This window comes from Streptomyces cinereospinus (assembly GCF_042430725.1).
Classification (GTDB): Bacteria; Actinomycetota; Actinomycetes; order Streptomycetales; family Streptomycetaceae; genus Streptomyces; species Streptomyces cinereospinus.
Window position 1 is genome coordinate 41,219 of the sequence record NZ_JBHMCY010000047.1, and the last position, 17,292, is coordinate 58,510.

The window sequence follows — 17,292 nt, forward strand, 5'->3', positions numbered from 1 at the left end:
CGCCGACGGCCCTCCGCCGGACGGGCCGTCGGCGCCGCCACACCACGGCAGGAGGAACGGACGGTGGACACGAGCCACGAGGCCGGACAGCCGGACCGCACGGGGCCGACGTCGTCGGCCGGCGAGGAGGTGCCGCGCCGCCGGCTGATGCGCTGGTCGGGGGTGGTCGGCGCCTCCGCCGCGGGCATGGCGCTGTACCCGGGTACGGCGCACGGCGCGGGCGTGCCGGTCCACGCAGGTGCCGGGCGGAGCCGATCGACCGCCGTCCCGGACGAGGTCATGCGGGAGGTGTACGAGGAGGTCAAGACGCCCTACCGGTACGGTCCCGTGCTCCCCACGCCCGCGGACGCGGAGCTCGTCGACTCGCCCAGCGTCTTCCGTCACGAGGACCGCTGGTACATGGTGTACCTGGTATACCGCCAGCAGGGTTACGAGACCCGGCTCGCCTCGAGTCCCGACCTGCTCACCTGGACGCCGGAGGGCACCGTTCTGCCGTTCCGGCCGGGTGCCTGGGACCGGCAGCAGGCCGCCGGGTACATCGCGCTGCAGGACACCGAATGGGGCGGTTCGGCGGAGCTGCGCACCTACGCCGGCCGTTACTGGATGAGTTACCTGGGCGGTGCCGAACCGGGTTACGAGGGCGGACCGCTGTCCATCGGTGTCGCCAGCACCCGGACCCCGCACCAGCCGCGTCCGTGGACCCGCCGCGACGCCGCGGTCCTGGGGCCCGACGACCCCGACACCCGCTACTGGGAGCGGTCGAAACTCTTCAAGAGCAACGTCGTTCACGACCCCGAGGCCCGGCTCGGGGCGAGCTTCGTCATGTACTACAACGCGACGGGCGCCGGAGGGTACGGCAACGAGACCATCGGCATGGCGGTCTCCGACGACATGGTCCGCTGGCGCCGCCACGGCGAGGCCCCGGTTCTCACACCGTACGAGTGGCACGGCATCGCGCTGATCGGCGATCCGCAGGTCGTCCGCATGGGCGAGCTGTGGGTGATGTTCTTCTGGAGCACCATCGACCACACGCCCAACGGCCGCTTCGACTCGTTCGCCTGCTCCTACGACCTGGTGAACTGGACGCCCTGGCGGGGACCCAAGCTGACGAGCTCGACCAGGCCGTGGGACTTCCACCAGGCGACCAAACCGTGGGTGATCAAGCACGACGGTGTCGTCCACCACTTCTACAACGCCCAGTCGACGACCGGCGCGCAGTCCATCGGGCTCGCCACCTCGGCGGACCTGCGGGGCGAGTCGGACGGTCCGATCTCCGCATCGGCCTCCCACACGTGGGCGTACGACTCACCGCGGGCCGCGGTGGACGGGGTCGTGGCCGACGATCCGCGCTGGACCGCCTACAACTCCCCCAACACCGTCGACTGGCTGCAACTGGACTTCGCACAGGCACGCCGGCTCTCCGGCTTGACCGTCCACGTCTACGACGACGGCGGCGGCGTGCAGCCGCCCCGGCAGATGATCGTCGAGTACCTGCACGGACGCCGCTTCGAGCAGGTCACCGGAGCCCGCTGGACCCCCGGAGGACCGCGCGCGGGCGCCAACACGGTCACGTTCTCCCCTGTCCACGCGTCGTCCCTGCGCGTGCACTTCGTCCACCGCGAGGGCGGCTACCAACGACCGGGAATCGGCACGTACTCGGGCTGCACGGAGGTCCAGTTCCCCGCGGAGCGGTGACCGAACGGCCGTGAGCATCAGGCGCCGCTGACGACCCGCACGAAGACGGCCGGCTCGTTGCCGTCGTTGCGGTAGGCGTACCGCTGGTCGCTGGCGATGACGGCACTCTGTCCGCAGGCCAGCACGTGGGGCCCGTCCTCCAGGGCGAGGGTCAGGCGGCCGGAGAGGACGTGGTGGACTTCCTGCGCGCCCGCGCGGTCGGGCTCGGCGTCGTAGCGGCCGCCGGGGGCCAGGGTCCATCGCCACAGCTCGGCCCGCGGTGACCGGGTCGCTCCCAGGAGCAGTGCCTGACTGCCGTCCGGGGCCTGCCACACGAGGGTTCCCTCGACCTGCTCGTCCGCCGCGTCGTGGTCGGGCAGGGAGAGGGCGGCGAAGTCGGTGTCCAGGGCACGGGCCACCCGGTCGACGGTGGCGAGGCTGGGGTTGGCCCGGCCCAGCTCGATGTCGGTGAGCATCCTGCGGCTGATCCCGCCGGACTCGGCCAGCCGCTGCACGCTCCAGCCGCGCTGTTTGCGGAGCGTCCGGATGCGCCCGCCGATGCGGGTGACGAACTCCTGCGTGCTGCTGCCGGCGGAGACCTCACTGCTCATACTGAGCACTATAGTGCACAGAAATTTGCCTCACCCTCATGGTGAGCAATATATTGCTCACTATGCGAGTCATCACCACTCCCCATGTCTCCGAGCAGGCCGTGCTGGCCGCGCTGCGCGAGGCGTTCGGGGATCCTTCCCACGCCGGGCCGGCCGGCCCCGGCCAGTTCGTCGTCGACCTGCCCGGCGGCGGTGACGTCATCCACTACCCGGCCGTACTGCCCGCGGCCGGCATCCACGCGGTCAAGGTCTCCCCGTACCTGCCGCAGCCGGCGGGGCCCGCGGTCGTCACCGCCTGGACGCTGCTGGTGAGCCTGTCCACCGGGCAGCCGCTCGCCCTGCTCGACGCGTCCGGCCTGACCGTGGAGCGCACCGCGGCCACCACCGTGCTCGCCGTCGGCCTCCTCCTGCCGCCGGACGCCGGCACGGCCGCCGTCGTCGGCTACGGCCGCGTCGGCCGCGCGCACGCCCGCTACCTGCGTCACGTGCGCCCCGGCATGACCGTACGCGCCTTCTCCCCGCTCGGGATCGAGGAGGCCGACGACACCGTCCAGGCGGTCCACAGCCTCGAAGAGGCGGTCACGGGCGCGGACTTGGTGATGCTGTGCACGTCGGCGGCCGGCGACGTACTGGACCCCCGCGACCTGCCGGCGGGGGTGGTCGTCACCTCGATCTCCACCAACGCCCCCGGCGCGCGGGAGATCCCGTCCGCAGCGGTGCCGGACCTCGACGTGTACGTGGACGCGCGCACCAGCCTCCAGGTCGCCACCGAACTGGCGCAGGCCGCCGCGTCCGGCTGGGACCCCGCGACGGTGCGGGGGGACCTGGCCGGCCTGGTCGCCGGACGCGCCCCACGCCCCGCCGGCGAACGCCCGGTGTACTTCCGGTCCGTGGGACTGGGCATCGAGGACGCGGCGGTCGCCTGGGCCGCCTACGAGAACGGCAACGACGAGGCGACCACCGAGGGACGGTCTGGATGAATATCCGCGAGTTCGAGGTCGAGCGCTGGATGGACCAGTGGGAGGAGACCTGCGCGTACAACCTGGCCGAGACCTGCGTCCGCTCGATCACCACCGGCGAGCTGCTGGGGATGTCCGGCCGCCGCGAGGAGATCCTCGCCGAGCTGGAGGCCACCCCCCTCACCTACGGGCCGATCCCCGGCAGCCCGCGCCTGCGCGGCCTGGTCGCCGGCCTGTACGACTCCCAGGGCCCGGACAACGTCCTGATCACCCACGGAGCCGTCGGCGCCAACGCCCTCGTGCACGCCACCCTCGTGGAACCCGGCGACCATGTCGTGGCCGTGGTGCCCACCTACCAGCAGCACTACTCCATCCCGGACAGCTACGGCGCCCGCGTCGACCGCCTGCCGCTGCGCGAGGAGAACGGCTGGCTGCCCGACTGCGACGAACTCGACCGCCTCGTTACCGCTGACACCAAACTCATCGCGGTCAACAACCCCAACAACCCCACCGGCGCGCTCATCGACGAAGCCGGCCTGACCCGTATCGCCGAGATCGCCGGACGCGCCGGCGCGTGGGTGCTGTGCGACGAGGTCTACCGGGGCGTCGACCAGAACGGCGACGGGTTCACCGCCTCGATCGCCGACCTGTACGAACGCGGCATCTCGACCGGCAGCATGTCCAAGCCGTACTCCCTGGCCGGCCTCCGCCTGGGCTGGATCGCCGGCCCCACCGCGCTGCTGCCCGACGTCGCCGCGCACCGGGACTACACCACCATCAGCGTCGGCCGCGTCGACGACCTGCTGGCCTGCGTCGCGCTGGAGAACAAGGACACGATGCTGGCCCGCGCCCACCGCATCACCCGCACCAACCTCGCCGTCCTCGACGAGTGGATCGCCGGCCGCAACGACATCACCTACGTCAGACCCGCCTCGGGCACCACCGCGCTCCTGCGCTACGACGCCCCCATCGGCTCGCACGCGTTCTGCACCCGCCTCCTGGAGGAGACCGGCGTCCTGCTCACCCCCGGCGCCGCGTTCGGCGTCGAGCACACCGTGCGCATCGGCTTCGCCGACGACACCGACACCCTGCGCACCGGCCTCGACCTGGTCGGCCGCTTCCTCGACGGCGCCGCCGAGGAGGCCCGTCGGCCGCACGCGTAGCCGGTCTCGCGCGAGCGGCGTGAACGCGGGCAGGCGCCGGTGCACCCGACGATCCCCATGGGCGGGCACGGCCCCGGGTGCCGCTCGTGGGGGTCGACGGTGAGCGAGGCGGGCGCCCCGGCCACGTCCGCGGCACGGATCCCGTACCAGGCCGGCAGCGGGCGGACGACGTCGATCACCACTGCCACTTAATGAAAGTCAAAAGAAAAGTGATGTCCGGATTCTTGACCCGGACTGACGGGGCGGGCATGGTGCGGGAGAGCGCTCTCCCGTTTCGGTTCCGTGTCATCCATGTCAAGGAGTCCCCGCATGTCCACAGTCGGCATACCTCCGGCAGCGCCGGTGCCCCGCAGACCCGGCCGCCGCGGTGTCGTCGGCGTGGTGGTCACCGCGCTGGCCGCCGCCCTGCTCGCCTTCACCCCCGCCAAGGAGGCCCAGGCGGCGCCCGTGCTGCTGTCCCAGGGCAAACCGGTCACCGCCTCCAGCCAGGAGCACTACGGCACCCCGGCCACCGCGGCGGTCGACGGCGACAACGGCACCCGCTGGTCCAGCGCCGCCTCCGACCCGCAGTGGATCCGCGTCGACCTCGGCGCCTCCGCCTCCCTCAGCCAGGTCGAACTGCGCTGGGAGGCCGCGTACGCCAGGTCCTACCGCATCGAGACGTCCCAGAACGGCACGGACTGGTCGACGGCCTACTCCACCACCACCGGCGCCGGCGGCACGGAAACCCTCAACGTCTCCGGCACCGCCCGCTACGTCCGCATGCTCGGCACCGCCCGCGCCACCGGATACGGCTACTCGCTCTGGGAGTTCAAGGTATACGGCACCACCGGCGACGACCCGGGCCCGGTCATCCCGGGCGGCGGCGACCTCGGGCCGAACGTGCACGTCTTCGACCCGTCCACGCCCGGCATCCAGGCCAAGCTGGACCAGGTCTTCAGGGAGCAGGAGTCGGCGCAGTTCGGCTCCGGCCGGCACGCCTTCCTCTTCAAGCCGGGCACCTACAGCAACCTCAACGCCCAGATCGGCTTCTACACCCAGATCGCCGGCCTCGGTCTGCGCCCCGACGACACGACGATCAACGGTGACATCACCGTCGACGCCGGCTGGTTCAACGGCAACGCCACCCAGAACTTCTGGCGCGCCGCGGAGAACCTCGCCGTGAGTCCGGTCAACGGCACCAACCGGTGGGCGGTCTCGCAGGCCGCCTCGTTCCGCCGGATGCACGTCAAGGGCGGCCTCAACCTCGCGCCCAACGGCTACGGCTGGGCCAGCGGCGGCTACATCGCCGACAGCAAGATCGACGGCCAGATCGGCAACTACTCGCAGCAGCAGTGGTACACGCGCGACAGCTCCATCGGCGGCTGGTCCAACAGCGTGTGGAACCAGGTCTTCTCGGGTGTCGAGGGCGCTCCCGCCACCAGCTTCCCCGAGCCCCGCTACACCACGCTCGACACGACGCCGATCTCCCGTGAGAAGCCCTTCCTCTACCTGGACGGCACCGAGTACAAGGTCTTCGCGCCCGCCAAGCGGACCAACGCGCGCGGCACCACCTGGGCGAACGGCACCCCGCAGGGCGAGTCGATCCCGCTGAGCAGGTTCTACGTGGTCAAGCCCGGCGCCACGGCCGCCACCATCAACGCCGCGCTCGCCCAGGGCCTGCACCTGCTGTTCACCCCGGGCGTCTACCACGTCGACCGGACGATCAACGTCGACCGGGCCAACACCATCGTGCTCGGCCTCGGCCTCGCCACGATCATCCCGGACAACGGGGTGACCGCCATGAGGGTCGCCGACGTCGACGGCGTGAAGCTCGCCGGCTTCCTCATCGACGCCGGGCCGGTCAACTCCCCGACCCTGCTGGAGGTCGGCCCGCAGGGCGCGTCCGCCGACCACGCGGCGAACCCCACCACCGTGCAGGACGTCTACATCCGCATCGGCGGCGCGGGCGCCGGCAAGGCGACCACCAGCATGGTGGTCAACAACCACGACACGATCATCGACCACACCTGGGTGTGGCGGGCCGACCACGGCGAGGGCGTCGGCTGGGAGACCAACCGGGCCGACTACGGCGTCCGCGTCAACGGCGACGATGTCCTGGCCACCGGCCTGTTCGTCGAGCACTTCAACAAGTACGACGTCGAGTGGTACGGCGAGCGCGGCCGGACGATCTTCTACCAGAACGAGAAGGCGTACGACGCCCCGAACCAGGCCGCCATCCAGAACGGTGCGACGAGGGGGTACGCCGCCTACCGGGTCGACGACTCGGTGGACACCCACGAGGCATGGGGTCTGGGCAGCTACTGCAACTACAACGTCGACCCGAACATCCGCCAGGACCACGGTTTCAAGACGCCCGTCAAACCGGGGGTGAAGTTCCACAGCCTCCTCGTGGTCTCCCTCGGCGGCATGGGCCACTACAACCACGTCATCAACGACACCGGCGCCTCCACGGTGCCCGCCGGCACCTCGACCGTGCCGTCCACCGTCGTGTCCTACCCCTGACCGAGCCGCCCGTCGGCCACCCACTCCCCTCCGGGCCGGATGACTTCCCCGCGACCCGGCCCGGAGGGCCATCACGCGGCGCCGCAGCAGCGCCGCCCGTCGGCTCTCCCCAACCCGCAGGAGCAGATGTGTCCGCAGTCCCTACGTACCGCAGACCAGCCGGCCGCCGCGCCGGCGTCCCCCTCCTCGTCCTCGGCGCCCTGGTGGCGTCGTCCCTCGCCCTCACCGCCCCGCCCGCCGAGGCCGCGGAAACCCTGCTCTCCCAGGGCCGGCCCACCACCGCCTCGTCCCAGGAGGGCGCCGGATTGGCCGCCTCGGCGGCCGTCGACGGCAACCTCACCGGCACCCGCTGGGCCAGCCAGTGGAGCGACCCGCAGTGGCTCCAGGTCGACCTCGGACAGCGGGCGGACCTCAGCCGTGTGGTGCTGACCTGGGAGGGCGCGTACGGCAGGAGTTACCAGATCCAGGCGTCCGACAACGGCACGGACTGGCGGACCCTGAGGTCCGTGACCGGCGGCGACGGAGGCACGGACGAGGTCGCCGTCTCCGGCGCCGGCCGGTACGTGCGCATGCTGGGCACCGAACGGTCCGGCGGCTACGGCTACTCCCTGTGGGAGTTCCAGGTGTACGGGACCACGGACGGCACACCTCCCGCGCAGGGAGGGGCCGTCAGGGTCACCGGCTCCCAGGGGAACTGGCAGCTGACCGTCGGCGGCCAGCCGTACACGGTGAAGGGCCTGACCTGGGGTCCGGCCATCGCGGACGCCCCGAGGTACATGCCCGACGTGAAGTCCATGGGCGTCAACACGATCCGTACCTGGGGCACCGACGGCGGCACCAGGCCGCTGCTCGACAGTGCCGCCGCGAACGGCATCCGCGTCGTGAACGGCTTCTGGCTCCAGCCCGGCGGCGGCCCCGGCTCCGGCGGCTGCGTGAACTACGTCACCGACACGACATACAAGAACAACATGCTCACCGAGTTCGCCCGGTGGGTGGAGACGTACAAGAGCCACCCGGCGACCCTCATGTGGAACGTCGGCAACGAGTCGGTCCTCGGCCTGCAGAACTGCTACAGCGGAGCGGAGCTGGAGGCGCAGCGCAACGCCTACACCAGCTTCGTCAACGACGTCGCCAAGAGGATCCACAGCATCGACCCCGACCACCCCGTCACCTCGACCGACGCCTGGACCGGAGCCTGGCCGTACTACAAGCGCAACGCGCCCGACCTCGACCTGTACTCGATGAACTCCTACGGCGACATCTGCGGTGTCCAGGAGGACTGGGAGCAGGGCGGCTACACCAAGCCGTACATCATCACCGAGGGCGGACCGGCCGGTGAGTGGGAGGTGCCGGACGACGCCAACGGCGTCCCCGACGAGCCGACCGACGTGCAGAAGGCCGAGGGCTACACCAAGGCCTGGGACTGCGTCACCGGCCACCGGGGCGTCGCGCTCGGCGCCACCCTCTTCCACTACGGGGTCGAGCACGACTTCGGCGGCATCTGGTTCAACCTCGTGCCCGACGGGTTGAAGAGGCTGTCCTACTACGCCGTCAAGCGGGCCTACACCGGAGGGGCCGGGAGCGACAACACCCCGCCCGTCATCTCCAACATGACCGTCAGCCCCGCCTCGTCCGCCCCGGCGGGCGGCGAGTTCACGGTGCGCGCGGACGTGCGCGACCCCGACGGCGACCCGGTCACGTACAAGATCTTTCTCAGCGGCAACTACGCCAACGGCGACAAGCGCCTGGTCGAGGCCCGGTGGCGGGCCACCGGCAACGGCACCTTCGCCGTGACGGCCCCGGAGCGGCTCGGCGTGTGGAAGGTGTACATCCAGGCCGAGGACGGCCGCGGCAACGCCGGCATCGAGACCAAGTCGGTCAGGGTCGTCGCCCCGCCGGTCAACGGCACCAACGTGGCGCTGAACAAGCCCACCACCGCGTCCTCCTTCCAGGCCTCCTACGGCGACTGCCCGTGCCAGCCCGCCAAGGCCACCGACGGCAGGGCCGACACACGCTGGGCCAGCGACTGGAGCGACCCGCAGTGGATCCAGGTCGACCTCGGCGCCGCCACCCTCGTCCGCACGCTCCAGCTCGTCTGGGACCCCGCCTACGCCAGGTCCTATGAGGTCCAGGTGTCGGACAACGGCTCCACCTGGCGCACGGTCCACTCCACCACCACGGGCAACGGCGACATCGACACCGTCGACGTCGCGGCGACCGCACGGCACGTACGACTGCACTTGACGGCGCGTGGCACCGGCTGGGGCTACTCGCTGCACGAGTTCGGCATCTACAGCTGACGGCGGAGGGCGCCCGGCGGCGCCCTCCGTACCCCCCCACACACGGCATTTCAGCGGGCAGGAGGCCCCATGAAACGGCGTTCGAAACTCCCCGCGCTGCTGCTCGGCAGCGCACTCCTCGCGAGCGTGCTCGGCGTCGGCACCGTCGCCACGGCGGCCGGTCCCGACGGCGCCCCGGCTGCCTCGGCCGCCGGTCACACCGTGCACACCGGGCACACCATGGCGGTGTCGACCCAGGCGTCCGGCGACGACCCCGACGGCGACGGATACATACCGGCCGTGCCCCAGGTCACCGGCGTGACGCCGTCCACCGCGACGCCGCCGCCGCGCTACCACAAGGAGTTCCAGGCCAACTGTTCCGTCACGCACACCGCGCCGGACGACCCGATCCTGTACCCGGGACAGCCCGGCAAGTCCCACGACCACACGTTCATGGGCAACAGGACGACGCACGCGGGCAGCACCACGGCGAGCCTCTACGGCGGGAACACCACCTGCAACGCACCGGCCGACGCCTCCGCGTACTGGATGCCGTCCCTGTACAAGGGGGACCGGAAGATCCTGCCCGTCGGCCCGCAGGTCATCTACTACAAGTCCGGTGTCACCGACTACACCAGCGTGCGGCCCTTCCCCAGGGGACTGCGGTACGTCGTCGGCGACCCCATGCAGAGCGCCCAGGAGTTCCGCAGCCACAAGGGTTTCGTCGAGGGCTGGGAATGCGGTGACAGCTTCTTCAACGTCGACTTCCCGGCGAGCTGCCCGAGCCGGCCCGACGTCCAGCTCAACATCCGCTTCCAGGCGCCCAGTTGCTGGGACGGCAAGTACCTCGACACCCCCGACCACAAGAGCCACATGGCCTACCCGGTCGTCAAGCCCGGCACCAACGACAACATGTGCCCGGCCTCCCACCCGGTCGCCCTGCCGATGATCGAGTTCAAGATGGCCTTCCCGGTCAACGGCGACATGAGCGGGGTCCGCCTGGCCAGCGGACGCGGCTACTCCTTCCACTACGACTTCTTCAACGCCTGGGAGGAGCGCACCCTCAAGGCGCTGGTCGACCACTGCATCGTGGGCGGCCTCCAGTGCGACACGCGCGGCTACGACCAGAACCATCCGGAACGCGGTGCGGTGCTGAACGCGGATCACCGGCTGCCCTGATCCAGCCGTTCTCCAGGGGCCCGGCCACCCGTTCCGCACGGGTGCCGCCGGGCCCCTTCCGCCTGCCCGCACCTCCCGGCCACCGGCGGCCGGGAGGGTCTTGACGGGGAGGAGACGCTCGTCGGACGGTTGGGAGAGCGCTCTCCAGTCGTGGAGGGGCAGGAAGTGGGGCGGGAATGGACGACGAGGAACTGGATCGGCTGATCGACAAGCTGACCCTCGGACAGAAGGTGCGCCTGCTCACCGGCGCGACGACCTGGCGCACCGCCGGCGAGGCCGCGATCGGGCTGCGGGAGATGGTGACGTCGGACGGGCCCGCCGGGGTGCGCGGCGAGGCATGGGACGAGCGGCGCACCTCGGTACTGCTGCCCTCCGCGTCCGCCCTGGGCGCGATGTGGGACGAGGAACTGGTCGAGCGGCTCGGCGGCCTGCTCGCCGACGAGGCGGCCCGCAAGGGGGTGGACGTGGTGCTGGCCCCCACGCTCAACCTTCACCGGAGCCCGCTGGGCGGCCGGCACTTCGAGTGCTTCGCCGAGGACCCGGAGCTGACCGGCCGTACCGGGGCCGCGCTGATCCGGGGCGTCCAGGCCCGCGGGGTGGCGGCCACCGCCAAGCACTTCGTCGGCAACGACTCCGAGACCGACCGGCTGACCGTGGACGTCCGGGCGTCCGAGCGCACGCTGCGGGAGGTGTACCTCGCGCCCTTCGAGGCGGCCGTCGAGGCCGGGGTGTGGCTGGTCATGGCGGGCTACAACGCCGTCGCGGGCACGACCATGACGGCCAGCCCGCTGCTGGCGGAACCCCTCAAGGGCGAGTGGGGGTTCGACGGGGTCGCCGTCTCCGACTGGGCGGCCGTGCGCACCACCGAGGAGACCGGCCGCGCCGCCCTCGACCTGGCGATGCCGGGCCCGGAGAGCCCCTGGGGCCCGTCGCTGGTGCGGGCGGTGCGGGACGGCCTGGTCGCCGAGGAGGCGGTCGACGAGAAGGTGCGGCGGCTGCTCCGGCTCGCCGACCGCGTGGGCGCGCTGGAGCCGCACCGCCCGCGCCGGGTGCCGGCGACGGCGTCCCGCGACACCCGGGCGCTGCTGCGCCGCGCCGTCAGTGCCGGTTCGGTCCTCCTGCGCAACAGCGCCGTCCTGCCGCTCGATGCCGCCGAGCTGTCCACCGTCGCGGTCGTCGGCGAGCATGCCGCGTCCCCCCGCGTCCAGGGCGGCGGCAGCGCGGGCGTCTTCTGCTCCGACGTGGTCAGCCCGCTGGCCGGCATCCGGGCCCGGCTGCGGGGCCGGGCCCGTGTGGTGTACGCACCGGGACCGGCGCCGGGGGCCCCGCCGGCTCCGCTCGGCACCGACCGGTGCAGCGACCCGCGGTCGGGTGCTCCCGGCGTGCTCCTGCGGGTGCTGGACGCGTCGGGGCGGGAGCTGTACGCGCAGCACCGGCTCTCGGGCCGGCTGCTGGAGCCGGACCTGCCCCCGGGCGCCCACACGGTGGAGATCGGCGCGCTGCTGTCTCCCCGTCAGGCCGGGGAGTGGACGTTCGGCGTCGGGGGCTTCGGGCGCATGACGCTCACCGTCGACGGCCGCACGCTGGTGGACGGGGAGTTCCCCGGTGACACGGACGACCCGGCCGTCGTCCACGTGAACCCGCCCGTGCACACGGCGCGGGCCGTGCTGTCCGCCAAGCGGCCCGTGCACGTGGTGGCTCGGCGCGAACTGGTGCCGGGCCGAGGACGCGCCACCGTGGTCACCGCGGCGCCGCCGGAACCGGACCCGGCGACCGCGCTGGGCGACGCGGTGCGGGCGGCCCGGGGGGCCGACGCCGCGATCGTGGTCGTCGGCACCACCGAGCACACCGAGACCGAAGGGTACGACCGCGCCGGACTGTCGCTCGGCGGGCACCAGGACGAGCTGGTCCGCGCCGTGGCCGCCGCGAATCCGCGCACGGTCGTGGTCGTCAACAGCGGCGGCCCGGTCGAGCTGCCCTGGCGTGAGGAAGCGGGCGCCGTCCTGCTCACCTGGTTCCCGGGCCAGGAAGCCGGCGCGGGGCTGGCCGACGTGCTGTTCGGCCTCGCCGAACCCGGCGGCCGGCTGCCCACCACCTGGGCCGCGTCCCTGGCGGACGCGCCCGTCACCCGCACCCGGCCGGTCGACGGCCGGCTCGACTACACCGAGGGCCTGCACATCGGCCACCGGGCGTGGCTGCGGGCGGGACGCGAGCCCGCCTACTGGTTCGGCCACGGGCTCGGCTACACGACGTGGGAGTACGTGGCCGTGGATGCCCCCGCGCACGTCGTGGCGGGCGAGCCGTTCACCGTCCGGGTGACGGTGCGCAACACCGGCGCCCGCGCCGGGCGCGAGGTCGTGCAGGTCTACCTGGCCCGGCCCGGTTCGGCGGTGGAGCGTCCCGTGCGCTGGTTCGCCGGCCACGCGGCCGTCCGGGCGGAGGCGGGCCGGACGGCGAGCGCCGAGGTGGTGGTGGGTCCGCGCGCCCTGCGGCACTGGTCGGAGGCGGACCACGGCTGGTCCACGGAGCCCGGCCCCTACCGGCTCCTGGTGGGCAGGTCGGCCGGGGACCCGCGGTGGGAGGGGGAGGTCACGGTCGGCGGCCTCTGAGGGGCGGGGGCCCGGGGGCGCGTTCGCCGGGCCGTCGCGTGCTGCCATGGCGACACCCCCGGACGCCGGGCCTTCGACCGGTGTCCGGGGATCTGGCCGTGAGGGCCGCGGTGGCCGCGCCGGAGCCGTGACGACGCCCCGCAGCGCGGCGGGCCGCCCGTGCCGGTGGCCCGGTCCCGTCCACGACCGCGGCTTCCCCCGCCGACGTGCGCGCACCGTGCGGCGTCGCACTCCGGGAGCGGTCGGCGACCCGCACCGTGCCCACCGGGAGTCCCGCGCCCGGCCGCGTTCGCACCGGGTGCCCTGTCGCCGGCTGCCGCGAGGGCCCGCCCGGCGGCCGGGCCGGGTGGGGTCCGCCCGGCCCAGGCGCGCCGGGTCAGGCGGACTGGCGGACCACCAGTTCCGGTTCGAAGACGAGGGTGCGGGGTTCGGTACGGGTGCCCTGGACCTGCTCGCCGAGCAGCCTGGCCATCGCCGCCGCCATGTCCTCCACCGGCTGGCGCACGGTGGTCAGCGGTGGCCGGCACGTCACGGCGATGTCCGCGTCGTCGAACCCGACGACGGCGACGTCCTCCGGTATGCGCCTGCCCAGTTCCCGCAACACCTGGCAGGCGCCCTGGGCCATCAGGTCGTTGGCCGCGAACACGCCGTCCACCGCGGGGTGGTCCCGGAGCAGCGCGGCCATGGCCCTCGCCCCGCTGTCGAGGGTGAAGGCGCCCTCGGCCACCGGAGGGCTGTCGCGCCCGGCGCGCGCCAGGGCGGCGCGGAATCCGGCGAGGCGTTCCCGGCCGGCCCTGAGATCCGGCGGAGCGCCGATCACCGCGAGACGGCGGCGGCCGCGGGCCACGAGGTGCTCTGCGGCCAGCCGTCCCCCCGCGTGGTGGTCCAGATCGACGCAGCTGACCGGCACCGTCCGGGCGGGACGTGCGAACAGCACGGTGGGGACGCGGGCGGAGAGGAGCATGTCCGGCAGCGGGTCGTCCGGTTGCACGGATACCACCAGCGCGCCGTCCGCGCTGCCCTGCCGCACGTAGTCGACCACCTGCTTCCTGGCCGCCTCCGACTCGGCGAACAGCAGTACCGGTTGCATCGCGTGCAGCCGCAGGTAGCCCACGACGCCGTTGACGACGCGGCCGAAGAACGGGTCGGCGAACACGTGACCGACGAAGGCGTCGCCCGCGCCGGAGACGATGAGGGCCACGGTTCCGGTGCGTCGGGTGACCAACGCCCGGGCGGCGCGGTTCGGCGTGTAGCCCGTCCGTTCGATCGCGCTGCGGACCAGGTCCTGGATACCGGGGTCGACGTTGCGCACGCCGTTCACGACCCGCGACACGGTGGCGCGGGAGACCCCCGCCTCTCGCGCGACATCCTCAAGCGTCGGGGCCTGCCTGTGCATACCGGAACTCTACTGACCTCGTTGCCGTGGTGTCGTCAGAGGCAGGCTGGTTGAGACAGGCGTCCGCGGATGAGGCCGCTGCGGCCGGCCCGGCAGCACCGGGCCGGCCGGGTCCGACAGGTCCTCGCCGGCCGGCCAGTGCACGCTGGAGACGACCGGGCCCCCGCCCGCCCGGCCGAGAACACCTGCCCACCGGAACAGGGAGAAGGGCTTCACCCGTGATCCCACACGACCCCGACGTCACCTCCCGCGACGGGGTGCGGGGTGCCGGTCCCCGGTTCCGGCGTCTTCCGGACCCCCGGGGGCCGGACCCGGCGGCCGTGAGGACGTACCCGGGACCCTGCGGCGCTCCCGCACGTCCGCCGCGTGCGCGGTGGGGGCCTTTCCCGGCTCCGTGCGGCGGCCCTCCGGGACGCCCGGCGCGGCCCGTCGGAGCGGTATGACGTACGCGGTGGAGCTGCTCCTCGACCCGGCGACGGAACGGAGGGTCCGGCGGGTCTGGGAGCATCTGGCCGCGCGGGGAGAGCCCAGCCAGAAGCACCACGGCCATCCGACGAACCGGCCCCATCTGACACTGGCAGTGGCCGGCGCCCTGACCGCGGCGGCGGAGGAGGAGCTGCGGGAGCGGCTGGGCGGCCTCGGCTGTCCCGCCGTCCTCGACGGGCTCGTGCGCTTCTCCGGCCGCACGCACGTGCTGGCCTGGCGGGTTCGGCCCGTTCCCGACCTCCTCGCCGTGCACGCCGCCGTGTACGAGGTGCTCCTCACCACGGGATGCGAGCCGGACCACCCCCTGCTCCTGCCGGAGACCTGGCGGCCGCACATCACCCTCGGCCGCAGCCGCCGACCGGCGTGGAACGTGCCGGACGACCAGCTGCTGCCGCCCGGCCTGCACGGCACGCCCGTACGCGGCCGCTTCGTCACCGCCCGCGTCTACGACTCGCACACCCGCACCGTCACTCCGCTTCCGCCCGGGTGAAGGTATGACACTGACTGCCCCGGCCGGGGTCACCGCCCTGCGGAGGCCAGCACCCTCTCGACGAGGTCCTCGACGAACTCCCTGGTCGCCGGCGAGGCCTGAAGGGCGACCCGGACGAGTACGCCGCCGGTCAGCAGCGCCACGCACGGCTCGACCGACTCCTTCGGCAGGTGGGCACTGAGGATCGCCTCCAGCGAGCGCGAACCCTCGGCGTAGAGCTGCTGGCGCATCTCATCCACGGCCGGGTCGCTTCCGGCGCGCTCGAAGACTCCGCCGAGCACCCGCGTCAGATGGCCCTGGGACAGGTCGCCGGCGAAGTCGAGCAGCTCCCGGACCAGATCCGCGCGCAGATCGCCGGTCGGCTGTGCGTGCTCGGTGGTGCCGCAGATCTGTCCGACCGATGCGCGCACGAGGTCCAGACGGGTCGGCCAGTGCGCGTAGACGGTCGCTTTGGAGTACCCGGCGCGGCGAGCGACTTCGGCGTGGGTCAGCGCCTCCCAGCCCTCGGACTTGAACAGTGCCGTGGCGGCATCGACGACATCGCGGCGGGTTCGCTGGACCCGCGGGTCGACGTTGCCTTCCTCGGACATTCCCATGGTCGGCAACTTTACCCGAGGAGCCGAACCCTCCGACCGTTAGCGGTCAAGCCGTCAACTTCTGGAAGCTCTGTTCACTACTGACCGGCAAGCGTATCTTGTGGCCAACGGGCAGCCACGTGCCCGACGAGAGAGGGACACGATGATCGCTCTTCCGCAATCTCGGACCGGACGCGCTTCGAAGGGCCTCGGCATCGCCCTCTGGGGCGTGCAGGGGCTCCTGGCGCTGGTCTTGGTCGGCGGTGGCCTGTGGAAGTCGGCCACACCCGTCGAGCAGGTCGCGGAGGCGTTCGCGTGGGCCGCAGAGATGCCGGCTCTGCTCCGCACCACCGCAGCGGTCGACATGCTCGGTGGGCTCGGCGTCCTGCTGCCCTCGCTCACCCGCGTCCAGCCGAGGCTGACCGTCCTGGCGGCGCTCGGCGTGGTCGCGCTCCAGGGGTCGGCGATCGTCTTCCACTTCTCGCGCGGGGAGGGAGCGGACACCGGGCTCAACTTCGTGCTCGTCGCGCTCGCGCTCTTCGTCGCGTGGGGCCGCCACCGAAAGGCCCCCATCCCCTCGCGAGGGTGACCCGAGCGCTCCGGTGGACGGTTCGCGCACCTTCGGGCGCGCCGAGGCCGAGGGCGGCGCGCACCCTGCCCGGGTACGGGCCGCCCTCGCCCTGCACTCCCCAGTCGATCAGTCGTCTGCCCGCGACCGGGCCGCTCACACGCTCGGGGCCGGTCACGGCAGGGGCCGCGCTGCCGGTCCGGTGACCGTCAGCCCGTGATGGCCCGTGCGGCCGGGCCGCTACCCGTACTGCCGCGAGCCGGCGGCGGAGGTGGAGCCGGCGGCCTGGAGCGATGCGCGGGCCGCGGCGGCCACGTTCTCGGCGGTGAAGCCGTACTCGCGGAAGAGCAGCTTGCCGTCGGCGGAGGCACCGAAGTGCTCCAGGGAGACGATGCGGCCGGCGTCCCCGACGTACCCGTGCCAGGTGAGACCGATACCGGCCTCGACCGCGACACGTGCCCTCACCTGCGGCGGCAGCACGCTCTCGCGGTAGCTCCGCTCCTGTTCCCCGAACCACTCCACGCAGGGCATCGAGACCACCCGGGTGCCGATGCCCTCCGCCTCCAGCGACCCGGCCGCGGCGACGGCGAGCGACACCTCGGAGCCGGTGGCGATGAGCAGCACGTCAGGGGTGCCGGTGGACGCCTCGCGCAGCACGTAGCCGCCGCGCGCCGCGTCCTCGTCCGGCTCGTACGTCGGCACGCCCTGACGGGTGAGGACGAGTCCGTGCGGGGCCGGCCGGGTGGTGTACCGCTTGAGGATCTCGCGCCAGGCGATCGCGGTCTCGTTGGCGTCCGC

13 protein-coding genes are annotated in these 17,292 nt (G+C 72.7%); 9 read left to right on the forward strand and 4 right to left on the reverse strand.

Annotation, left to right across the window (positions count from 1 at the left end):
- The first annotated feature begins 63 nt into the window (after positions 1-63).
- Positions 64-1,695 carry a discoidin domain-containing protein gene (locus ACFF45_RS23060; RefSeq protein ID WP_381348338.1) on the forward strand — a complete coding sequence of 544 codons (1,632 nt, stop codon included), beginning with the start codon at positions 64-66 and terminating at the stop codon, positions 1,693-1,695.
- Positions 1,696-1,712: 17 nt separating this feature from the next.
- Here the strand turns inward: ACFF45_RS23060 and ACFF45_RS23065 are convergent, their stop codons facing one another.
- A complete protein-coding gene (locus tag ACFF45_RS23065) occupies positions 1,713-2,285 on the reverse strand; it encodes a helix-turn-helix domain-containing protein (protein ID WP_381348339.1) in 573 nt (190 codons plus the stop codon).
- Positions 2,286-2,347: 62 nt separating this feature from the next.
- Here ACFF45_RS23065 and ACFF45_RS23070 point away from each other — a divergent pair, with 62 nt between their 5' ends.
- The 6 genes from ACFF45_RS23070 to ACFF45_RS23095 all read left to right on the forward strand — a co-directional run bounded on the left by ACFF45_RS23070 (position 2,348) and on the right by ACFF45_RS23095 (position 12,979).
- Positions 2,348-3,265: an ornithine cyclodeaminase family protein gene (locus tag ACFF45_RS23070; protein WP_381348340.1), complete on the forward strand. Its 918-nt coding sequence runs from the start codon at positions 2,348-2,350 to the stop codon at positions 3,263-3,265.
- The gene (locus ACFF45_RS23075; RefSeq protein ID WP_381348341.1) at positions 3,262-4,407 is read left to right on the forward strand and encodes an aminotransferase; all 1,146 of its coding nucleotides are present in this window, start codon (positions 3,262-3,264) and stop codon (positions 4,405-4,407) included. Before ACFF45_RS23070 ends, ACFF45_RS23075 begins: the two co-directional genes overlap by 4 nt.
- A 309-nt stretch (positions 4,408-4,716) precedes the next feature.
- The gene (locus ACFF45_RS23080; protein WP_381348342.1) at positions 4,717-6,912 is read left to right on the forward strand and encodes a pectate lyase-like domain-containing protein; all 2,196 of its coding nucleotides are present in this window, start codon (positions 4,717-4,719) and stop codon (positions 6,910-6,912) included.
- A 128-nt stretch (positions 6,913-7,040) separates the two neighbouring features.
- Entirely contained in the window at positions 7,041-9,212 is a 2,172-nt protein-coding gene (locus ACFF45_RS23085; protein ID WP_381348343.1) for a discoidin domain-containing protein, read from the forward strand.
- Positions 9,213-9,281: 69 nt separating this feature from the next.
- Positions 9,282-10,370: a DUF1996 domain-containing protein gene (locus ACFF45_RS23090; RefSeq protein ID WP_381348344.1), complete on the forward strand. Its 1,089-nt coding sequence runs from the start codon at positions 9,282-9,284 to the stop codon at positions 10,368-10,370.
- Positions 10,371-10,546: 176 nt separating this feature from the next.
- On the forward strand, positions 10,547-12,979 hold the full coding sequence (locus tag ACFF45_RS23095; protein ID WP_381348345.1) for a beta-glucosidase family protein: 2,433 nt from the start codon (positions 10,547-10,549) through the stop codon (positions 12,977-12,979).
- A gap of 376 nt (positions 12,980-13,355) precedes the next feature.
- Here ACFF45_RS23095 and ACFF45_RS23100 read toward each other — a convergent pair whose 3' ends face one another.
- The gene (locus ACFF45_RS23100; protein WP_381348346.1) at positions 13,356-14,375 is read right to left on the reverse strand and encodes a LacI family DNA-binding transcriptional regulator; all 1,020 of its coding nucleotides are present in this window, start codon (positions 14,373-14,375) and stop codon (positions 13,356-13,358) included.
- Between the two features lie 439 nt (positions 14,376-14,814).
- Between ACFF45_RS23100 and ACFF45_RS23105 the strand changes: the two genes are divergently transcribed.
- Complete coding sequence (locus ACFF45_RS23105) at positions 14,815-15,351, forward strand: 2'-5' RNA ligase family protein (RefSeq protein ID WP_381348347.1); 537 nt, start codon at positions 14,815-14,817, stop codon at positions 15,349-15,351.
- Between the two features lie 29 nt (positions 15,352-15,380).
- Here the strand turns inward: ACFF45_RS23105 and ACFF45_RS23110 are convergent, their stop codons facing one another.
- A complete protein-coding gene (locus tag ACFF45_RS23110; protein WP_381348348.1) occupies positions 15,381-15,947 on the reverse strand; it encodes a TetR/AcrR family transcriptional regulator in 567 nt (188 codons plus the stop codon).
- 142 nt (positions 15,948-16,089) lie between these two features.
- Here ACFF45_RS23110 and ACFF45_RS23115 point away from each other — a divergent pair, with 142 nt between their 5' ends.
- Positions 16,090-16,515 carry a DoxX family protein gene (locus tag ACFF45_RS23115; RefSeq protein WP_381348349.1) on the forward strand — a complete coding sequence of 142 codons (426 nt, stop codon included), beginning with the start codon at positions 16,090-16,092 and terminating at the stop codon, positions 16,513-16,515.
- A 219-nt stretch (positions 16,516-16,734) separates the two neighbouring features.
- Here ACFF45_RS23115 and ACFF45_RS23120 read toward each other — a convergent pair.
- The coding region (locus ACFF45_RS23120; protein WP_381348350.1) for a transketolase-like TK C-terminal-containing protein at positions 16,735-17,292 on the reverse strand (558 nt) is incomplete at its 5' end.